This is a genomic window from Phytopseudomonas flavescens (assembly GCF_900100535.1).
Classification (GTDB): Bacteria; Pseudomonadota; Gammaproteobacteria; order Pseudomonadales; family Pseudomonadaceae; genus Aquipseudomonas; species Aquipseudomonas flavescens.
The window spans coordinates 115096-134761 of sequence record NZ_FNDG01000017.1 but is presented as its reverse complement, the minus strand read 5'-3'; the positions used below and the strand labels follow the sequence as shown (position 1 = coordinate 134761).

Below are 19666 nucleotides of genomic sequence, written 5' to 3'. Positions count from 1 at the left end.
AGCGGCCACAAATCTGCACTATCCGCCCCGCTCGCCCGGCCGTGGCCGGGCGAGCGGAACAGGGGCTCACTTGATGGTCAAGGCCACCAGTTTGCCGCCGTTGCCGAAGGCGTACAGCCAGTCACCAACCACCAGGGGACGGGCACGCAGGCCATCGCTGTCGATACGGATACGCCCGACGAACCGACCATCGACCTGGCTGACCAGGTGGAGGTAGCCCTCAAAGTCACCGAATGCGACGTAGCTGGAGAAAACCTGAGGTGCTGACAGTTGGCGACGAGCCAGTGCATCGTTGCTCCACAGGGCCGAGGCCGAGCGCTCGTCGATGCTTTCCACGGTGCCGTTGGCCAGGGTCACGTAGACGTTGCCGAAGCCCTGAGCCACGCCCATGGAACTGGAGGCCTCGCGCTGCCACAACACGCGGCCGCTTTGCAGATCGAGAGCCGCGACACGGCCCTGATAGGTCACCACGTACAACTGGCCACCGGAGAGCAGCAGCCCTCCGTCGATGTCGACGATGCGATCCAGCTCGGAACGGCCTTGCGGAATGGCGACACGTTGCTCCCACACCGGTATGCCACGCTGGGCGTCCAGGGCCACGACCTTTCCACTGGACAGGCCGGCGATGGCCAACTGATTGGTCAGTATCGGGCTGCCGGTGCCACGCAGGGTCAGTACCGCCGGGGTGTTTTCGAAGATCCAGCGCTGCTGGCCGCTGTAGGCGTCGAGAGCGACCAAGGTGTCGTCCTGGGTCTGTACCAGTACGGTGTCGCTGCCGATGGCCGGCGCAGAGAGCACTTCGCTCGGCACCTTGGCGCGCCATTTCTCTTCACCCGTGGCGGCGTCCAGGGCGATCACTTCCCCCTTGAGGGTGCCGACCACGACCATGCCATAACCAGCGGCCACGGCACCGGAAACCGGTACCTCCAGTTCCTTTTTCCAGGACACCTTGCCAGTGGTGCGCTCCATGGAAACGATCAGCCCTTCGACGTCGGCGGCAATGATCTGCTCGCCGTCGACCACCGGCTCGAGCATGTTGTAAATGTCGCCCTGCCCGTTGCCGATCGAGCGGCTCCATTCTTTCTGCAACGTCACTTCCGTCTTGAAATCAGGCAGTTCGGCAGGAGGCAATTCTTTCTTGCTATTGCTGCTGCAACCAACGACCAGTACGGCCAGGGCCAGCATTGCGGCACTCTTCCAACGCTTCACGTCATGCATCCCCTTTGGCCAGGTCGTCGATCTTCATCTGCAGACCACCAACGGCCGCCTCTTCAGACAGTGCACCCTTGGCTTTCACATAAGCAGCATGGGCATCGTCGGTACGGCCCAGCTTCACCAACAGGTCGCCCTTGAGTTCTTCGCGACTGGCCAGGTAAGCCTGGTCAGCATCGCCCTCGAGCAGCTTCAGGCCCTCTTCGGCCTTGTCCTGGGCAGCCAGCACGCGAGCCAGACGCTGTCGGGCCAGTTCACCGAGGGTGTCATTGGCCGGCTTGTCGACCACGCTGCGCAATTCGGCGGCGGCGTCGTCCAGTTTGCCAGACTCGACCGCGACCTTGGCCACGAACAGGCTTCCGTATTGAGCGTACTGGGTACCGCCGAAATCGCTCTTCAATTGTCCCGACAGCGCCGCCACTTTGGCGGCATCGGGTTGACCGCTCGGGGTAAGGGCCGATTCGAGCAGTTGCTGGTAGATCACCGAAGCACCCTGAGCCTGATTGCTCTGGTACTTCTGCCAAGCCTGCCAACCGAATACCGCGATCAGTGCCAGTACGCCGCCAGCCAGCAGCGGCTTGCCGTTACGCTGCCACCAGTCCTTCAGGCCGGCCAGTTCATCATCATCGCTGTTCAACGCCACCCCAGATACTCCTTAATCGCTAAATCGCTCAAGCCTGCTTGGTGCAGGACGCCAGATGGCCGGCCAGATCCGACCAGGCAATGCTTTGTTGTTCGCTGTCATCGCGCAAAGGTTTGCAACCTACCACGCGCTTGGCCAGTTCGTCCTCACCCAGGATCAGAGCATACAGGGCTCCGCTCTTGTCGGCTTTCTTGAACTGGCTCTTGAAGCTGCCCCCACCGGCATTCACCAGCAGCCGCAACCCCGGAACCTCACTGCGCAGGTTTTCTGCCAGGGCCAGGGCGGCCAGCTCGGCTGGCTCGCCAAAGGCACAGATGAAGGCATCTGCCGTGCGGTTCAGCTCGGCGGGCACCCGCTGCAGGGTCTCCAGCAGCAACACCAGTCGCTCGACGCCCATGGCGAAGCCGACACCCGGAGTCGGTTTACCGCCGAACTGGGTTATCAGGCCATCGTAGCGGCCACCGGCACATACGGTGCCCTGGGAACCGAGCTTGTCGGTGACCCACTCGAACACGGTGCGACCGTAGTAATCCAGGCCCCGTACCAACTTGGGGTTGATCTCGTAGGCGATACCGACGGCATCGAGGCGCGCCTTGAGACCCTCGAAATGCACGCGGGACTCTTCGTCCAAATAGTCGTGCAGGGTCGGCGCGTCGGCGAGCAGCGCCTGGGTGGCGGCCACCTTGCTGTCGAGAATCCGCAGCGGATTGGTGGTCAGGCGGCGTTGGCTGTCCTCGTCGAGCTGGTCGAAGCGCTCGCGCAGATAGGCCACCAGCGCATCGCGATACACCGCGCGGGCCTCGCTGGAGCCCAGGCTGTTGAGCTGCAGGGTCACCGCATCAGCTAGGCCCAGCTGCTTCCACAGGCGCCAGGTCAGGATGATCAGCTCGGCATCGATGTCCGGCCCCGGCAGGTTGAAGACTTCGACACCGATCTGGTGGAACTGGCGATAACGGCCCTTCTGCGGCTTCTCGTAGCGAAACATGGGGCCGGCGTACCAGAGCTTCTGCACCTGGCCACCACCGGTCATGCCATGCTCGAGCACGGCGCGCACGCAACCGGCAGTGCCTTCGGGGCGCAGGGTCAGGGATTCGTTGTTGCGGTCGAGGAAGGTGTACATCTCCTTGTCGACCACATCGGTGCCTTCGCCTATACCGCGGGCGAACAGTTCGGTGAACTCGAGGATCGGCAGACGCATTTCCTGATAGCCGTAGTTGTCCAGCAGCTCTGCCAGGGTGGTTTCCAGGTAACGCCAGGCTGGGGTCTGCTGCGGCAGGATATCGTTCATGCCACGGATGGCTTGCAGGGACTTGCTCACTTGTTTTCCTTAGGCACGGGTCAGCCGCGCACGATCACGGCCGCGTCGGCTGCGACCTTCTCGGCCGCCTTTGTGCGGATCAGCCGTTCCAGCTCATCCACCAGGTTGGTGTTGGTCAGTTTCGAGACGGGCTTGCCGTCGATGTAGACCAGGTTGTTCGGGCTGCCGCCGGTAAGGCCGATGTGGGCCTCCTTGGCTTCGCCCGGGCCGTTCACCACGCAGCCGATCACCGCGACGTCCAGAGGCACCAGCAGGTCCTCGACGCGGGTTTCCAGCTCGTTCATGGTCTTGACCACATCGAAGTTCTGGCGCGAGCAGCTTGGGCAGGCGATGAAGTTGATACCCCGCGAGCGCAGGCGCAACGACTTGAGAATATCGAAGCCGACCTTGATCTCTTCCACCGGGTCGGCGGCCAGAGAAATGCGGATGGTGTCGCCAATGCCATCGGCGAGCAGCATGCCCAGGCCGACGGAGGACTTCACGGTACCGGAGCGCAGGCCACCGGCTTCGGTGATGCCCAAGTGCAGCGGCTGTTCGATCTGCTTGGCGAGCAGACGATAGGCTTCGACGGCCATGAACACGTCGGAGGCCTTCACGCTGACCTTGAAGTCAGGGAAGTTCAGGCGGTCGAGGTGCTCCACGTGACGCAGTGCGGATTCGACCAGTGCTTCAGGGGTCGGCTCGCCGTATTTCTTCTGCAGGTCTTTTTCCAGCGAACCGGCGTTCACGCCGATGCGGATCGGGATGCCCTTGTCGCGGGCGGCCTCGACCACCGCCTTGACCCGATCCTCGCGGCCGATGTTGCCGGGGTTGATGCGCAGACAGTCGACGCCCAGCTCGGCCACACGCAGGGCGATCAGGTAATCGAAGTGAATGTCCGCCACCAACGGCAGGTTGACCTGCTGCTTGATGCGGCCAAAGGCTTCGGCAGCGTCCATGTCCGGCACGGATACGCGCACGATGTCGGCACCGGCCGCTTCGAGGCGACGGATCTGCTCGACGGTGGCGGCGACATCATTGGTGTCGGTATTGGTCATGCTCTGTACGGCGATGGGCGCATCGCCCCCTACCGGTACCTTGCCAACCCAGATCTTGCGGGATGGACGGCGTTTGATCGGTGATTCACCGTGCATATTACTGCCCACCCAACTTCAAGCGTGCGGTTTCACCGGAGATGTGCGGCGTTACATCGACGGCAGCGCCGTTATAGGTCACCTGGGCGCCACGGGCGAAGCCCAGACGCAACTCGAGGGGTGCCTTGCCACGGGCATCGAGGCTGTCGCCGGATCGTTTCAGGCCGCTGGCGACCACCTTGCCCGTGGCATCGGTCACCTGAACCCAGCAGTCGGCGGTGAACTTGAGGCTCACCAAACCTTCGCCCGCGGCGACCGGCGCCTGCGGCTGAGCGGCTGCGGCAGCGGGGGCCGCAGGCGAGGCCGGCGCACTGGGAGCGGGTGTGCCCGACTGGGCAGGCGGCAGCGGATCGGCTGGTGCGGTCGGAGCGGCCTGGCCGGCAGGAGGATTCTGCTCCAGCAGCTCGCCGGCCGTGGCTGGCGGCGGAGTCTCGGCAGCACTGCCTGACGATTCGGCAGGCACACCGGGCAACGGTAGTTCAGTACCTTGGCTCTGTGCTTCTGCCACGGCCTGATCTTCCGGCTCTTCGAGGGGATGGATCTGCGTGCTGCCGTCGGCACCATCGACTTCGACATGCCCCAGGCCCACGCCCTTCAGGTCGTCGAACTGCCAGCCCTGGTCCTGCCACCAGTAGAAGCAGGCACCGCCCACCCCGAGCAACAGCAGGAAACTGACCAGACGCAAGATGCTTTGCGAGTAACGTGTCGGTTCTTCGATACGCCCCAGGGCGTGCACACTGCTGCCCGTGGCATTGCTGCCGGTGAACCGATCGAAGTCGGCGACCAGGGGGGCCTGTTCCAGGCCCAGCAGCTTGGCATAGGCGCGGATATAACCACGGGCGAAGGTATTGCCCGGCAGCTTGTCGAACTCGCCGGCCTCCAGCTGGGTCAGGCGCATTGGCGTGAGGTTCAGTTGGGTCGCGACTTCGCCGACCGACCAGTTCCTGCTCTCACGTTCCGCACGCAGGGCTTCACCAGGATTGACACGATGAGCTGCTGCAACTTCAGGTTGGGCCGCTTTCATCTTTGCTCCGACAGATATTGCTGATACTCCGGCGTACCGGGATAAAGACGTTTCAACTGCAGGCCGAGGCTGGCGGCGCGGTCACGATCCTCGAAGATCGTGGCCAGCCGAGCCCCCAGCAACAGGCTGCGGGCGTTCTGCTCGGCGATGGCGCTGTAGGCGTCATAATAACCACGCGCCGGGACGTACTGTTTGTCTTCATAGGAGAGGTTCGCCATCTCCAACAGCGCACGCGGCTGGCGGTTGTTGAGGCGTAGCGAGCGCTCGAAATAACCTTTGGCCTCGTCACGCTGCTTGAGCATCATGGCCGTCATGCCCAGATTCTCGAACACCCGGGCGCGCTCCGGGTAGAGGCTGTCCTCGGCGGCCAGGCTGTAACGCTGCTGGGCTTCCTTGTAGCGCTTCTGCTCGAACAGGAAACCGGCGTAATTGTTCAGCAGGCGAGCGTCCTTGGGATTCTTCGACAGCGACTTGCGAAAGTGTTCGTCGGCCAGTTGCGGTTCCATCTCACGCTGGAATACCAGGGCCAGCACGGCGTGGGCATCGGGAGCAGAAGCGTCGATGTCCAGCGCGTTCTTCAACGGCACCTTGGCCGGCCCGGTTTCACCCTGCTGCAGATAGCCAATGCCAAGCTGGACGAAAGAGTCGTAAGCCTTCTTGCGGCCTTCGGTGGTTTTCATCGGGTCTACGTCACCGGTGGACACACAGGCGGTGAGCAGACTTGCACTCAGCAGAAACAGCAGGGGGCGCAGCACGGTCATGGAGATCCTCTCAGGTACGGCTGGCGGCAGGACGCGGCACATCGGCATCGCCGCTCAATTGACGCACGGCGATGTAACGTTCGCTGCGACGAGTGCGGTCCATGACCTGGCCGACCAGTTGCCCGCACGCCGCGTCGATATCTTCACCGCGCGTGGTGCGCACCGTGACGTTGTGACCGGCTTTTTGCAAGCGCTCCTGGAAGCGACGAATGGCATTGTTACTGGGACGTTCATAACCCGAATGGGGAAACGGATTGAACGGAATCAGATTGATCTTGCAGGGTACGTCCGCCAGCAACGCGACCATCTGCTCGGCGTGCTCGAGTTTATCGTTCACGTCCTTGAGCAGGGTGTACTCGATTGTCAGCACACGTTTCTCGCCCAGGCGAGAGATATAACGCTTGCAGGCCGCCAACAACACAGCAAGTGGATACTTCTTGTTGATCGGCACCAACTGGCTGCGCAATTCGTCGTTCGGCGCGTGCAGCGACAACGCCAGGGACACGTCGATGACCTCGGCCAGCTTGTCGATCATCGGCACCACGCCGGACGTGGACAGGGTCACCTTGCGCTTGGAGATGCCATAACCGAGGTCGTCCATCATGATTTTCATGGCGGCGACCACGTTGTCGAAGTTCAACAGCGGCTCGCCCATCCCCATCATCACCACGTTGGTGATGGCACGGTCGATCTTCGCCGGTACGCTGCCGAACGACTTGTTGGCGACCCACACCTGGCCGATGATCTCGGCACTGGTCAGGTCGCTGTTGAAACCCTGCTTGCCCGTGGAGCAGAAGCTGCAGTCCAGGGCACAGCCGGCCTGCGAAGAAACGCACAGGGTGCCACGCCCGCCCTGGGGGATGTACACGGTTTCCACGCAGCTGCCCGATGCCACACGCACGACCCACTTGCGGGTGCCATCGGAAGAAATATCTTCGCTGACCACTTCGGGCCCGCGAATGTAGGCAGCGGCCTCGAGCTTCTCGCGCAAGGCCTTGCCGACGTTGGTCATGGCGGCGAAATCATCGACGCCGAAGTGATGAATCCACTTCATGACCTGACCGGCACGGAAGCGCTTCTCTCCGATGCTGTCGAAGAACTGCTCCATTTCCGGCTGGGTCAGGCCCAGCAGGTTGATTTTGCCATTCGTGTCGGTCATGACGTCACCTTCGCACGCTTCGCCTTAGCGAATGCGAGCGTTTACCTCGGTAGCGGAGAAGAAGTAGGCGATTTCGCGAGCAGCGGAAGCTTCCGAGTCGGAACCGTGAACGGCGTTCTCGTCGATGGAAACGGCGAAGTCGGCACGGATGGTGCCGGCAGCAGCTTCTTTCGGGTTGGTAGCGCCCATCAGCTCACGGTTCTTGGCGATGGCGTTTTCGCCTTCCAGAACCTGCACGATCACCGGGCCGGACGTCATGAATGCAACCAGGTCCTTGAAGAAGCCGCGCTCACTGTGCTCGGCGTAGAAGCCGGCAGCTTCGCGCTCGGACAGTTGCAGTTGCTTGGAAGCGACGATGCGCAGACCAGCGTCTTCGAAGCGAGTGGTGATCTTGCCAATGACGTTTTTCGCAACGGCATCGGGCTTGATGATGGAGAACGTACGTTGAACAGCCATTTGAAACTCCAGAAACAGTGGATTAAAGCCAAAAATTAAACCCGCGAATTATACGCGGGTTCCAGTCAAAAGCATAAGAGCGGAGCCTGTGCCGGTACACCACCCTTTGCGCCAGGATCGGCCGGAGCCGTCCTGGCGAGTCATTGCGCTTCTTCGATCCAGGCGGCCTGAATGGCCTCGAGCACCTTTTCGCCGCCCCGCTGGGGGTCGTCGGAAAACTCCGGCAGCGCTACCACCCAGCGATGCAGCTGGACGAAATTCACGTAACGAGGGTCGACATCCGGCTGGCTATCGGCGAGCTGGATGGCGATTTCGAGCACATCAACCCATTTCAGGCTCATGCGTGGGCTTCCTGATCAGTGCGGCGCTTCGGCCGCATGGTTGAGCGAGTATTTGGGAATTTCGACGGTAATGTCTTCCTCACCAACGATCGCCTGACAGGCGAGGCGCGACTGAGCCTCCAGCCCCCAGGCCTTGTCGAGGTAGTCCTCTTCGAGCTCGTCGGCTTCGTTGAGCGAATCGAAACCCTTGCGCACCACACAGTGGCAAGTGGTACAGGCGCACACGCCACCACAGGCGCTTTCCATCTCGATATGGTGCTCATGGGCCAGTTCCAGAATGGAAGTGCCCGGCTGCGCCTCCACCACCAGCCCTTGCGGACAGAATTTCTCGTGGGGCAGAAAAGTTACCACGGGCATCGGTTATTCCTCGATCTCATTCAGGCTGCGCCCGGCCAGCGCGGCTTTTACCGTCAAATCCATGCGGCGGGCTGCAAAGGCATCGGTCACTTGCGACAGACGCTTGGTCTGCTGCTCGATGGCCAGGCCATCGCTGCCCGTCAACAAATCACGCAGTTCCTGCACCTGCAGGTCGATCACCATGCGCTCCTCGGCATCCAGCAGACGCTCACCGTCGACCTGCAGGGCGGCCTCGACCGCCTCGAGCAGGCGCTGTGCATCGACCTGCTGCTCGCGCAATACGCGGGCGGCCTTGTCACCACCAGCATGCTGGAAGGAGTCCTGGAGCATGCGCGCCACCTCACCATCGGTAAGGCCGTAGGACGGCTTGACCTGGATACTGGCTTCGACGCCCGACGCCAGCTCGCGGGCACTTACGCTGAGCAGGCCATCGGCGTCCACCTGGAAGGTCACGCGGATCTTCGCAGCGCCAGCCACCATGGGCGGGATACCACGCAGCTCGAAGCGCGCCAGAGATCTGCAATCACTGATCAGCTCACGCTCGCCCTGCAACACATGGATCATCATGGCGCTCTGGCCATCTTTGTAGGTCGTGAATTCCTGAGCACGAGCCACTGGAATCGTGGTGTTGCGCGGAATCACTTTTTCCATCAACCCGCCCATGGTTTCCAGCCCCAGGGACAACGGGATGACATCCAGCAGGAGCAATTCTTCGCCGTCTGCACGACGGTTGCCAGCCAGGGCGTCGGCCTGGATCGCCGCGCCGATGGCGACCACCTGATCCGGGTCGATATTGGTCAGCGGCTGACGACCGAACAGCCCGCCGACTGCCTCGCGCACGCACGGTACCCGGGTCGAGCCACCGACCATGACCACCGCGCCGACGTCTTCGACTTCGATACCGGCATCGCGCACCGCACGGCGACAAGCCTTCAGGCTGCGCGCCACCATGGGCTCGATCAGCGCCTGGAAACCGGTACGTGACAGTACGCCGCGCCACTGACCGTGCACGACTTCGACACTGTCGGCATCGGTCAGCGCTTCCTTGGCGGCGCAGGCGGCCTGCAGCAGGCTGCGCTGGGCTCCGGGCTCGATATCGGCGGAGAGACCGGCCTGCTCGACGATCCAGCCAGCGATAGCGTGGTCGAAATCGTCGCCTCCCAGCGCACTGTCACCACCGGTCGCCAGCACCTCGAACACACCGCCGGTCAGGCGCAGGATGGAGATGTCGAAAGTACCGCCTCCCAGGTCGTAGATCGCCACCATGCCCTCGGCATTCTGGTCGAGGCCGTAGGCGACCGCGGCGGCAGTGGGCTCGTTGAGCAGACGCAGCACGCTCAGACCGGCCAGACGCGCAGCGTCCTTGGTGGCCTGACGCTGGGAATCGTCGAAATAGGCCGGCACGGTGATCACCGCGCCTACCAGCTCGCCCCCCAAGGTCGACTCGGCACGCTGGCGCAACACCCTGAGGATGTCGGCGGACACTTCCACAGGGCTTTTCAGCCCCTGCACGGTGTCGATGAACGGCATGTGCGACTCACCGGCGACGAAGCGATAAGGCAACTGCTCGCCCAATTGCTTCACATCGGCAAGACCGCGCCCCATCAGGCGCTTGACCGACAGGATACTGTTGAAGGGGTCGCTGGCGGCATCACGACGGGCCGTCTCACCGACTTCGACGCGATCGGCGTGATAACGCACGGCCGAGGGCAGAATCAGGCGCCCTTCACTGTCCGGCAGCGGCTCGCTGACGCCGCTGCGCACGGCAGCGACCAGGGAATTGGTAGTACCCAGGTCGATCCCGACAGCCAGACGACGCTGGTGTGGTTGCGGGCTTTGTCCGGGCTCAGCAATCTGCAATAAAGCCATAGGTAGTCGATGCTTATCTGGGTATCAGGCACGGCCACGGCAGCCGTACGCGCATTAATCGTCGAGGCGCTCTTCCAACTGGCGCACCTCGTGGGAAAGCTTGTCGAGGAACTGCATGCGGCGCATCAGGCGTTCGGCCTCTTCTCGGCGCGCATCCTCCTCCCAGGCTTCGGCGAAACGTTCGTTGAGCTGCTGCTGTGCGGTCTTCAGGCGGCCCTTGAAAGCGGCGACGCCGGCCAGATCGGCTTCGTCCTGCAGCTCTTCCAGTTCCTCACGCCACTGCATCTGCTGCATCAGGAAGTCGGGATCCTGCACGGTGACTTCCAGCGGCAGCTCGGGACCACGCATCGCCAGCAGATAACGGGCTCGCTGCGAGTCGCTCCTGAGCGTGCGGTAAGCCTCGTTGAGGCTCGCCGAACGCTCCAGCGCCAGGCGCCGTTCTCGCTCGGAAGCATCGGCGAAGCGGTCGGGGTGTACGCTGCGCGCCAGCTCGCGATAGCGAGCCGCCAACTGATCGAGATCAAGGCGAAAGCTCGGCTGCAGTTCGAACAGGGCGAAATGGCAAGGACCGGAACTGTTCATCAGATATTGAAGCTTTCGCCGCAGCCACACTCACCACGGACGTTCGGGTTGTTGAACTTGAAGCCTTCGTTCAACCCCTCCCTGACGAAATCCAGTTCGGTGCCATCGAGGTAAACCAGGCTCTTGGGATCGATGATCACCTTGACACCGTGGCTCTCGAACACCTGATCTTCGCCGGCGGTTTCGTCGACGAACTCCAACACGTAGGCCAGGCCGGAACAGCCCGTGGTGCGTACACCGAGGCGAATACCCTCACCCTTGCCACGACCGTCGAGCGAACGACGGATATGCTGGGCAGCCGCTGGAGTCATGCTGATGGCCATCGACGAACCTCCTTAGAGCAAACCTTTCTTCTGCTTGTAGTCGCGCACGGCCGCCTTGATGGCGTCCTCGGCGAGTACCGAACAGTGGATTTTCACCGGTGGCAGAGCCAACTCTTCGGCAAGCTGGGTATTCTTGATGGTCTCTGCCTCGTCCAGCGTCTTGCCCTTCATCCACTCGGTAGCGAGGGAACTGGAGGCGATGGCGGAACCACAACCGTAGGTCTTGAACTTGGCGTCTTCGATGACACCCTGCTCGTTGACCTTGATCTGCAGACGCATCACGTCGCCGCAGGCCGGCGCGCCGACCATGCCGGTGCCGACGTCAGGATCTTCCGCGTTCATCTTGCCGACGTTGCGCGGGTTCTCGTAGTGGTCGATGACCTTTTCGCTGTAAGCCATGTTATCAATCCTCTTTCATCAGGCGCCGCTCACCGGCAGCTTTCAGTGTGCTGCCCATTCCACCTTGGAAATGTCGACACCCTCTTTGAACATATCCCAGAGCGGCGACAGTTCGCGCAGCTTGGTGACTGCCTCGCGTACTTTCTCCGCGGCGTAGTCGACTTCTTCTTCGGTGGTAAAGCGACCGAAGGTGAAGCGAATGGAGCTGTGTGCCAACTCGTCGTTGCGACCCAGGGCGCGCAGCACATAGGAAGGCTCCAGAGAGGCCGAGGTACAGGCCGAACCGGACGATACCGCCAAATCCTTGAGCGCCATGATCAGCGACTCGCCTTCCACATAGTTGAAGCTGAGGTTCAGGTTGTGCGGGACACGGGCCGTCATGCTGCCGTTGATGTACAGCTCTTCCAGACCGTCGACGTGCTTGAAGAAGCGCTCACGCAGGGCCAGTACCTTGGCGTTCTCTGCAGCCATTTCTTCCTTGGCGATACGGAAGGCTTCGCCCATGCCGACGCACTGATGGGTCGCCAGGGTGCCGGAACGCATGCCGCGCTCATGCCCACCACCGTGGGTCTGAGCTTCCAGACGGATACGCGGCTTGCGGCGTACGTAAAGCGCGCCGACCCCTTTCGGGCCGTAGGTCTTGTGCGCCGAGAAGGCCATCAGGTCGACCTTGAGCTTTTGCAGGTCGATTTCCACCTTGCCGGTCGACTGGGCGGCATCGACGTGGAAGAACACACCACGAGCGCGCAGCAGCTCGCCAATCGCGGCGATGTCGTTGACGGTACCGATTTCGTTGTTGACGTGCATGATCGACACCAGAATGGTGTCTTCGCGCAACGCTGCCTCGACCATGGCCGGAGTGATCAGGCCATCTTCGCCGGGCTCGATGTAGGTGACTTCGAAGCCTTCACGCTCGAGCTGACGCATGGTGTCGAGCACCGCTTTGTGCTCGATCTTCGAGGTGATCAGGTGCTTGCCCTTGCTTGCGTAGAAGCTGGCTACGCCCTTGATCGCAAGGTTGTCGGACTCGGTGGCACCGGAGGTCCAGACGATCTCGCGAGGGTCGGCGTTGACCAGTTCAGCAACCTGACGGCGGGCGTTCTCTACCGCTTCTTCGGCTTTCCAGCCGAATACGTGGGAGCGCGAAGCCGGGTTGCCGAAGTTGCCTTCGTTGGTCAGGCATTCGATCATTTTTTGCGCAACGCGAGGGTCGACCGGCGTTGTCGCAGAGTAGTCCATGTAGATCGGCAATTTCATTTCGGTATCTCCTAATCAGGTATCAGGCCGGCGCCTTGCGTGCTCAATCGACGGTGGACGCTTCAATCTTATCCAGATGGTGCGCCCTGCCATTGCTGTTGCAGCGACGCTGATCCTGGCGCTGGGCGACTTCCTGCACCTCGCGGCGAGTGACCAGATCGGCCAGACTGATGCCGCTGAGGAATTCGTGGATCTGCTGGCTCAGATCACACCACAGGTGGTGGGTCAGGCAAATGTCGCCGGAATGACAACCACCCTGCCCCTGGCAACGGGTGGCGTCGACGGATTCGTTGACCGCGTCGATCACTTCGGCGACCTGGATACCCTGCATGTTGCGCGACAACTGATAGCCACCGCCCGGGCCACGCACGCTGGACACCAGGCTCCCACGACGAAGCTTGGCAAACAGCTGCTCGAGGTAAGAGAGGGAAATACCCTGGCGCTCGGAGATATCGGCGAGAGACACCGGCCCGTTCTGGGCATGCAGCGCCAGATCGAGCATGGCAGTCACGGCGTATCGGCCTTTGGTAGTCAGTCGCATGAAGGGTTACCAAGGAATCACAATGTGGTGCGATTATCCTATTCCCGAGTATTTAAGTCAACTATAAGACCTAGTAAAACACTCGGATTTAGCGCCTTGCATGCCCATTACGGCGGCGAATCATAGCAAAGCCACGCTGGCCACGCATCAGGCAGCCGGCTTGTCGCCCTGCCCCTTGCAGACACCATCGAAGTCTTCGGCGCGAAGCTCGGGCAACTTCTTGGCACGATAATCGCTGCCCAGCGCACCGAGCGCCTCGCACATGTCCTCCAGGCGATTGTCGACCGCATGCAGGTGATCGAGCAGTTGCGCGATCGCCCGCGCCACTGGATCGGGCATGTCCTGACTGACGCCGTAGGCATCGAAACCCAGCTTGTCGGCGATGGCCTGGCGCTGAGCCTCGAGCCCATCATCGCCCTTGACGATGATCTTGGCCGGAATCCCCACCGCCGTCGCACCAGCCGGCACCGCCTTGGTGACCACCGCATTGGAACCGATCTTGGCGCCGGCACCGACCGTGAACGGGCCGAGCACCTTGGCGCCAGCCCCCACCACCACGCCATCTTCGAGTGTCGGGTGACGCTTGCCTTTGTTCCAACTGGTACCACCCAGGGTCACACCTTGATAGAGCGTCACGTCGTCCCCGATCTCGGCGGTTTCACCGATGACGATACCCATGCCGTGATCGATGAAGAAACGCCGACCGATCACCGCACCCGGATGAATCTCGATGCCGGTCAGCCAGCGACTGAAGTTCGACACGCTGCGCGCCAGCCACTTCCAGCCGGATACCCACAACCCATGAGCAACCCGATGCAGCCAAACCGCATGCAACCCGGGGTAACAGGTGATCACTTCGAACGCATTGCGCGCCGCCGGATCACGATGAAAAACACCCTGGATATCTTCCCGCATGCGCTCAAACATCGGCCTTTCCCCGCTTATGGTGCTCGCCGCGCGCCGCCTTGAGCGTTTCCGTCAACACGCCGCGCAAGATGTTCATTTCCAACCTGGTCACGCCACTGCGGCCGTACAGACGACGCAGGCGACTCATCAGATGGCGCGGACTGACCGGGTCCAGAAAACCGATTTCCACCAGCGATTCCTCGAGGTGCCCATAGAAGGACTCCATCTCGTCAGCGGTCACCGGCTGCTCGCCCTCATCGGCAGCAACCTCCTGACGAGGCGCCACAAGGGGCGCATTCTCCAGCGCCAGGGCGGCCATGCGCGCCTCGTAGGTCAGCACCTGCACTGCAGCCGCCAGATTCAGCGAGCTGAATGCCGGATCGGACGGAATGTGCACATGGAAGTGGCAACGCTGCAGCTCTTCATTGGTGAGGCCAGCATGCTCGCGACCGAATACCAGCGCCACCTCACCGCCGCCCGCAGCTTTCTCAACAGCTTTCACACCACAGTCCCGCGGGCCGATCAGCGGCCAGGGAATGCGCCGCTCGCGGGCACTGGTACCGAACACCAGGCTGCAGCCGACCAACGCCTCCTCGAGGCACGAAACCACCCGCGCCGCCTCGAGGATATCGGTAGCGCCGGAAGCACGAGCCACCGCCTCCTCGCTCGGAAACTGACGCGGCTCGACCAGCACCAGCCGCGACACCCCCATATTCTTCATGGCGCGAGCCGCCCCGCCGATATTGCCGGGATGGCTGGTATTGACCAGTACCACTCGAATGTTCTGCAGCAAGGGAGACGCCCGCGTCGGATAAACAAGGCGACAAATCTTACAGAAGCCCCCCGCTTTATGCCATGCGAGACACGGACGGCACTTCAAGCGACAGGCTTTTCTGCTAGAATGGCCGGCTTTATTACGACCCCAGGTGAACTTCCATGCAGCCCATGCTGAATATCGCGCTGCGCGCAGCCCGTAGCGCCGGTGAAATGATCTTCCGCTCAATCGAACGCCTGGACGTCATCTCCGTAGATGAAAAGGACGCCAAGGACTACGTCACCGAGATCGACCGCTCCGCAGAGCTGTTGATCGTGCAGGCACTGCGCAAGGCGTACCCGACCCACAGCTTCCTGGGCGAAGAAGGCGGCCTGCTCGAAGGCAGCGGCGAGGGCGCCGACTATCAGTGGATCATCGACCCACTTGATGGCACCACCAACTTCATCCGCGGTGTGCCCCATTTCGCCGTGAGCCTGGCCTGCAAATACCGCGGCCGCCTGGAGCACGCCGTGATCATCGACCCGGTACGCCAGGAAGAATTCACCGCCAGCCGTGGCCGTGGCGCCGCCCTGAATGGCCGTCGCCTGCGCGTCAGCAACCGCAAGAGCCTGGAAGGCGCCCTGCTGGGGACTGGCTTCCCGTTCCGCGACAGCCAGCTGGACAACCTGGAAAACTACCTGGGCATGTTCCGCAGCCTGGTCGGCCAGACCGCAGGCGTACGCCGCGCCGGCGCCGCCAGCCTGGACCTGGCCTACGTGGCCGCCGGCCGCTTCGACGCCTTCTGGGAATTCGGCCTGTCCGAATGGGACATGGCAGCCGGCGCCCTGCTGATCCAGGAAGCAGGCGGCCTGGTCAGCGACTTCAGCGGTGGCCATGAATTCCTCGAGAAAGGCCAGATCGTCGCCGGCAACACCAAGTGCTTCAAGGCCGTACTGACCGCGATCCAGCCACATCTCTCGGCATCGCTCAAGCGCTAAGCTGATAGCTGCACCTATGGAAAACCGGCCTGGCGCCGGTTTTCTATTGCCTATGAAAAAGGCGCTCCCGGGAGCGCCTTTTGTGTATCTAGCCGAGCGAATTACTCGTCCGCTTCGGAATCGGCCAGTACCAGTTTGCCGTCGCGCACCGGGATCTTGCTACCGGGCTCTTCATCCATGCGCACCTTGCCGATCTTGCCATCCAGATCGTATTTCACGTCATAGCCAACGACCTTCTCGCTGGAGTCGGTAACGGTCTTGCAGCGCGTCTCGGTGGTGGTATAGGTATCGCGATTCTGCATACCCTCCTGCACCTTGTTGCCCGCATAACCACCACCAACCGCACCCGCCACGGTGGCGATCTTCTTGCCGTTACCACCACCGACCTGATTGCCGAGCAGACCACCGACCACGGCACCGATGGCAGTGCCGGCGATCTGATGCTGATCCTGAACCGGCCGCTGGCGAGTGACCGCCACGTCCTTGCACTCTTCACGCGGCGTCTTGATGATTTCAGTCACCGGCTTTACCGCCAGAACCTCCGCATACTGAGGCCCGCCGCCGACCAAACTGTAGGTCGCGACAGCACCACCCGCAGTGACACCAACAGCACCTAACACAGCTCCAACCAACAACGACTTGTTCATGCGAACCTCCTGATCACAACTGCAGCGCCATTGCGCTTTACTCCCTGCCTTGGAAAGGCAAAACGGGCGACAAGTTCCCTTGTAGCCCGCCTTTATCCACTGCGAACAGAGCAATGAATCACATCTCAAGGACGCTCATCGACGCCCTCTGCTGCGGCCACCGGAGGAATCAGGTCCTCGGAGGACAGCTTCAGCCAGATCAGCACCGGAGCACTGATGTAGATCGACGAGTAGGTACCCACGAACACACCGATCAGCAGCGTCAGCGCGAAGCCTGCAAGGCTGTCACCACCGAACACCAGCAGTGCGACCAGCGCCATGGCAGTCGACGTCGACGTGGCGATGGTACGCAGCAGGGTCTGGGTAACCGAGACGTCGATGTTCTCGATGATGTCGGCCTTGCGCAGCACCCGGAAGTTCTCGCGGATACGGTCGTAGATGATGATGGTGTCGTTCAGCGAGTACCCCAGCATTGCCAGCACGGCCGCCATCACCGTCAGATCGAAGGGCACCTGGAAGAACGCCAGGATACCCAGGGTGACGATCACGTCATGAGCCAGCGACGCCACCGCCCCCACACCGAATTTCCACTGAAAGCGAAAAGCCAGATAGAGCAGGATGCCACCGAGCGCCAGAAGCATGGCCAGGCCGCCCTGGTCACGCAGCTCCTCACCCACCTGGGGGCCGACGAACTCGACGCGCTTGACCTCGAACGAGCTGTCGACGTCGATCTTGCGCAGTGCGGCGGCGACCTGATTGCCGAGTTCGGCAGAATCACCCGCCAGACGCACCAGCACATCGGTGGTGGAGCCGAAGCTCTGCACCACGGCATCCGGGTAACCCGCCTGCCCCAACTCGCGCTTGATCACCTCCAGGTCGGCCGGCTGTTCGTAACTCAGCTCGATCAGCGTCCCCCCAGTGAAATCGAGGCCGAAGTTGAGGCCATGCTTGAACAGGCTACCAAGACCGATGAGGCTGATGACCACGGTGATGGCGAACGCGATGTTGCGTATCGCCATGAACGGAATACGGGATGGAAGTTTCATAGCCTCACCTCAGATCCACAGTTTCTTGAAGTTACGGCCACCGAAGATCAGGTTGACCATCCCTCGGGTGAACATGATCGCGGTGAACATCGACGTGATGATGCCGATCGACAGCGTCACGGCGAAGCCCTTGATCGGCCCGGTACCCAGCGCGAACAGGATGGCACCGACCAGCAGCGTGGTCAGGTTACTGTCGAGAATCGCCGAGTAGGCACGGTCGAAACCCTCATGGATCGCCCGCTGCACCGATAGACCGTTGTTCAGTTCCTCACGTATCCGTGAGTAGATCAACACGTTGGCGTCGACCGCCATGCCCAGGGTCAGCACGATACCGGCGATACCCGGCAGGGTCAGGGTCGCACCGATCACCGACATCAGCCCCACCAGCAGCACCAGGTTGAAGGCCAGCGCCACGGTCGCCAGAACACCGAAGAAGCGGTAGATGGCGATCATGAACAGCGACACGAAGATCATCGCCCACTCGGTGGATTCGATACCCTTGACGATGTTCTCGGCACCCAGGCTCGGGCCGATGGTGCGTTCTTCCGCAAAGTACATCGGCGCCGCCAGGCCGCCGGCGCGCAGCAGCAGCGCCAGCTCGGACGATTCGCCCTGGCCGTTCAGGCCGGTGATACGGAACTGGCTACCGAGCGGCGACTGGATGGTCGCCAGACTGATGATCTGTTTCTCTTCCTTGAATGAATCGACCTGCACTTCCCGCTCGACGCCATCGACCACCTGCTTCACATAGCGGGTCAGCGGCCGCTGCTCGATGAAGATCACCGCCATGCTGCGCCCGACGTTGCTGCGGGTAGCGCGGTTCATCAGGTCGCCGCCATGACCATCGAGGCGGATGTTCACCTGCGGGCGGCCATTCTCGTCGAAACTGGCCTGGGCATCGGTCACCTGGTCACCGGTGATGATCAACTCACGCTCAAGTTGCACCGGCGGACGGCCTTCCTCGCGGAAGCCGAACTGCTCGGTAGTGCCACGCGGCGCATTCGGGTCGGCCGCCAGGCGAAACTCGAGGTTGGCGGTCTTGCCGAGAATACGTTTGGCTTCGGCGGTGTCCTGCACGCCTGGCAGCTCCACCACGATGCGGTTGGCACCCTGACGCTGGACCAGTGGCTCGGCGACGCCCAGTTCGTTGACCCGGTTACGCACGGTGGTCAGGTTCTGGCGGATCGAGTATTCGCGAATTTCGGCGATCTTGGCTGCCGTCATGGTCACGCGCAGCACTTGCTGGCCACCACGCTCCTGGGCATTCAATTCGAAGTCGTTGAAGTCCTTGCGGATCAACTGCTCAGCCTTTTCCAGGGTCTCGCTGTCAGCGAAGCCCAACTGGATGGCGCCGCCCTGCTGCGGCATGCTGCGATAACGCACACGTTCCTTGCGCAGCAGGCTCTTGAGCTCACCCTCATAGACCTGGCGACGCACGTCCAGGGCCTTGTCCATGTCGACTTCGAGCAGGAAGTGCACGCCACCGGACAGATCGAGACCGAGCTTCATCGGGCTCGCCCCAAGGCTACGCAGCCAGTCGGGAGTGGTCTGGGCCAGGTTGAGGGCGACCACATAGTTGTCGCCGAGCGCCTTGCGCACGATGTCCTTGGCTGGCAGCTGGTCGCCCTGCTTGGTCAGACGCAGCAGGCCGTTACGGCCTTGCTCGCCAACGCTCGATGCCTTGACCTCGATACCTGCATCGTTCAGCGCCTGGCTGACACGATCGAGATCGGCTTGCGCGATGGTCTGCGCCGAGCTGGCCCCGCTGACCTGGATGGCCGGATCATCGGGGTAGAGATTGGGTGCGGAATAAATCAGGCTGATGCCGAGTACGGCTGCGATCAGCAGGTATTTCCACAGAGGGTATTTGTTGAGCATGAATGACGCCGCCCGCTTATGACGCGGGGCGCAATCTGCGCCCCGCGGGATGGATAAAACTG

22 protein-coding genes are annotated in these 19666 nt (G+C 62.0%); 1 reads left to right on the top strand and 21 read right to left on the bottom strand.

The features are described from left to right. Positions 1 to 66: 66 nt before the first annotated feature. The 18 genes from bamB to trmJ all read right to left on the bottom strand — a co-directional run bounded on the left by bamB (position 67) and on the right by trmJ (position 15110). Positions 67 to 1218, bottom strand: coding sequence for an outer membrane protein assembly factor BamB (gene bamB, locus BLR94_RS20020; RefSeq protein ID WP_084307667.1), 1152 nt, complete (start codon positions 1216 to 1218; stop codon positions 67 to 69). After that, positions 1211 to 1849: a tetratricopeptide repeat protein gene (locus BLR94_RS20015; RefSeq protein WP_084307783.1), complete on the bottom strand. Its 639-nt coding sequence runs from the start codon at positions 1847 to 1849 to the stop codon at positions 1211 to 1213. Before BLR94_RS20015 ends, bamB begins: the two co-directional genes overlap by 8 nt. Before the next feature lie 34 nt (positions 1850 to 1883). Next, a complete protein-coding gene (gene hisS, locus BLR94_RS20010) occupies positions 1884 to 3173 on the bottom strand; it encodes a histidine--tRNA ligase (RefSeq protein WP_084307668.1) in 1290 nt (429 codons plus the stop codon). 20 nt (positions 3174 to 3193) lie between these two features. Further along, positions 3194 to 4306, bottom strand: coding sequence for a flavodoxin-dependent (E)-4-hydroxy-3-methylbut-2-enyl-diphosphate synthase (gene ispG, locus BLR94_RS20005; RefSeq protein ID WP_084307669.1), 1113 nt, complete (start codon positions 4304 to 4306; stop codon positions 3194 to 3196). 1 nt (position 4307) lies between these two features. After that, positions 4308 to 5330: a RodZ domain-containing protein gene (locus tag BLR94_RS20000; RefSeq protein WP_084307670.1), complete on the bottom strand. Its 1023-nt coding sequence runs from the start codon at positions 5328 to 5330 to the stop codon at positions 4308 to 4310. Then, positions 5327 to 6091 (bottom strand): type IV pilus biogenesis/stability protein PilW, encoded by a 765-nt coding sequence (gene pilW / locus BLR94_RS19995; protein WP_084307671.1) that lies wholly within the window; start codon positions 6089 to 6091, stop codon positions 5327 to 5329. The genes BLR94_RS20000 and pilW overlap by 4 nt, the downstream gene beginning before the upstream one ends. A 10-nt stretch (positions 6092 to 6101) precedes the next feature. Continuing rightward, complete coding sequence (gene rlmN / locus BLR94_RS19990; RefSeq protein WP_084307672.1) at positions 6102 to 7250, bottom strand: dual-specificity RNA methyltransferase RlmN; 1149 nt, start codon at positions 7248 to 7250, stop codon at positions 6102 to 6104. Between the two features lie 24 nt (positions 7251 to 7274). Next, positions 7275 to 7706, bottom strand: a complete 432-nt coding sequence (ndk, locus tag BLR94_RS19985; RefSeq protein WP_084307673.1) for a nucleoside-diphosphate kinase — start codon at positions 7704 to 7706, stop codon at positions 7275 to 7277. A gap of 140 nt (positions 7707 to 7846) precedes the next feature. Continuing rightward, positions 7847 to 8047: a Fe-S cluster assembly protein IscX gene (iscX, locus tag BLR94_RS19980; RefSeq protein ID WP_084307674.1), complete on the bottom strand. Its 201-nt coding sequence runs from the start codon at positions 8045 to 8047 to the stop codon at positions 7847 to 7849. Positions 8048 to 8062: 15 nt separating this feature from the next. Beyond that, a complete protein-coding gene (gene fdx, locus BLR94_RS19975; RefSeq protein WP_084307675.1) occupies positions 8063 to 8404 on the bottom strand; it encodes an ISC system 2Fe-2S type ferredoxin in 342 nt (113 codons plus the stop codon). Positions 8405 to 8407: 3 nt separating this feature from the next. After that, entirely contained in the window at positions 8408 to 10273 is a 1866-nt protein-coding gene (hscA, locus tag BLR94_RS19970; protein ID WP_084307676.1) for a Fe-S protein assembly chaperone HscA, read from the bottom strand. A 54-nt stretch (positions 10274 to 10327) separates the two neighbouring features. Further along, entirely contained in the window at positions 10328 to 10855 is a 528-nt protein-coding gene (gene hscB / locus BLR94_RS19965) for a co-chaperone HscB (protein ID WP_084307677.1), read from the bottom strand. Beyond that, complete coding sequence (iscA, locus tag BLR94_RS19960; RefSeq protein WP_084307678.1) at positions 10855 to 11178, bottom strand: iron-sulfur cluster assembly protein IscA; 324 nt, start codon at positions 11176 to 11178, stop codon at positions 10855 to 10857. The genes hscB and iscA overlap by 1 nt, the downstream gene beginning before the upstream one ends. Before the next feature lie 12 nt (positions 11179 to 11190). Further along, positions 11191 to 11577, bottom strand: a complete 387-nt coding sequence (gene iscU / locus BLR94_RS19955) for a Fe-S cluster assembly scaffold IscU (protein ID WP_002552476.1) — start codon at positions 11575 to 11577, stop codon at positions 11191 to 11193. A gap of 42 nt (positions 11578 to 11619) precedes the next feature. Next, complete coding sequence (locus BLR94_RS19950) at positions 11620 to 12834, bottom strand: IscS subfamily cysteine desulfurase (RefSeq protein ID WP_084307679.1); 1215 nt, start codon at positions 12832 to 12834, stop codon at positions 11620 to 11622. Positions 12835 to 12877: 43 nt separating this feature from the next. Next, a complete protein-coding gene (iscR, locus tag BLR94_RS19945) occupies positions 12878 to 13375 on the bottom strand; it encodes a Fe-S cluster assembly transcriptional regulator IscR (protein WP_084307680.1) in 498 nt (165 codons plus the stop codon). 147 nt (positions 13376 to 13522) lie between these two features. Then, entirely contained in the window at positions 13523 to 14302 is a 780-nt protein-coding gene (gene cysE / locus BLR94_RS19940; RefSeq protein WP_084307681.1) for a serine O-acetyltransferase, read from the bottom strand. Next, positions 14295 to 15110: a tRNA (cytosine(32)/uridine(32)-2'-O)-methyltransferase TrmJ gene (trmJ, locus tag BLR94_RS19935; RefSeq protein WP_420492696.1), complete on the bottom strand. Its 816-nt coding sequence runs from the start codon at positions 15108 to 15110 to the stop codon at positions 14295 to 14297. Before trmJ ends, cysE begins: the two co-directional genes overlap by 8 nt. Positions 15111 to 15217: 107 nt before the next feature. Between trmJ and suhB the strand changes: the two genes are divergently transcribed. After that, positions 15218 to 16033 (top strand): type III secretion system regulator SuhB, encoded by an 816-nt coding sequence (suhB, locus tag BLR94_RS19930; RefSeq protein ID WP_084307683.1) that lies wholly within the window; start codon positions 15218 to 15220, stop codon positions 16031 to 16033. A 101-nt stretch (positions 16034 to 16134) separates the two neighbouring features. Here the strand turns inward: suhB and BLR94_RS19925 are convergent, their stop codons facing one another. The 3 genes from BLR94_RS19925 to secD all read right to left on the bottom strand — a co-directional run bounded on the left by BLR94_RS19925 (position 16135) and on the right by secD (position 19604). After that, on the bottom strand, positions 16135 to 16680 hold the full coding sequence (locus BLR94_RS19925) for a glycine zipper 2TM domain-containing protein (RefSeq protein WP_084307684.1): 546 nt from the start codon (positions 16678 to 16680) through the stop codon (positions 16135 to 16137). 125 nt (positions 16681 to 16805) lie between these two features. After that, positions 16806 to 17726: a protein translocase subunit SecF gene (secF, locus tag BLR94_RS19920; protein WP_084307685.1), complete on the bottom strand. Its 921-nt coding sequence runs from the start codon at positions 17724 to 17726 to the stop codon at positions 16806 to 16808. Positions 17727 to 17735: 9 nt separating this feature from the next. Beyond that, on the bottom strand, positions 17736 to 19604 hold the full coding sequence (gene secD / locus BLR94_RS19915; RefSeq protein ID WP_084307686.1) for a protein translocase subunit SecD: 1869 nt from the start codon (positions 19602 to 19604) through the stop codon (positions 17736 to 17738). Positions 19605 to 19666: the final 62 nt, after the last annotated feature.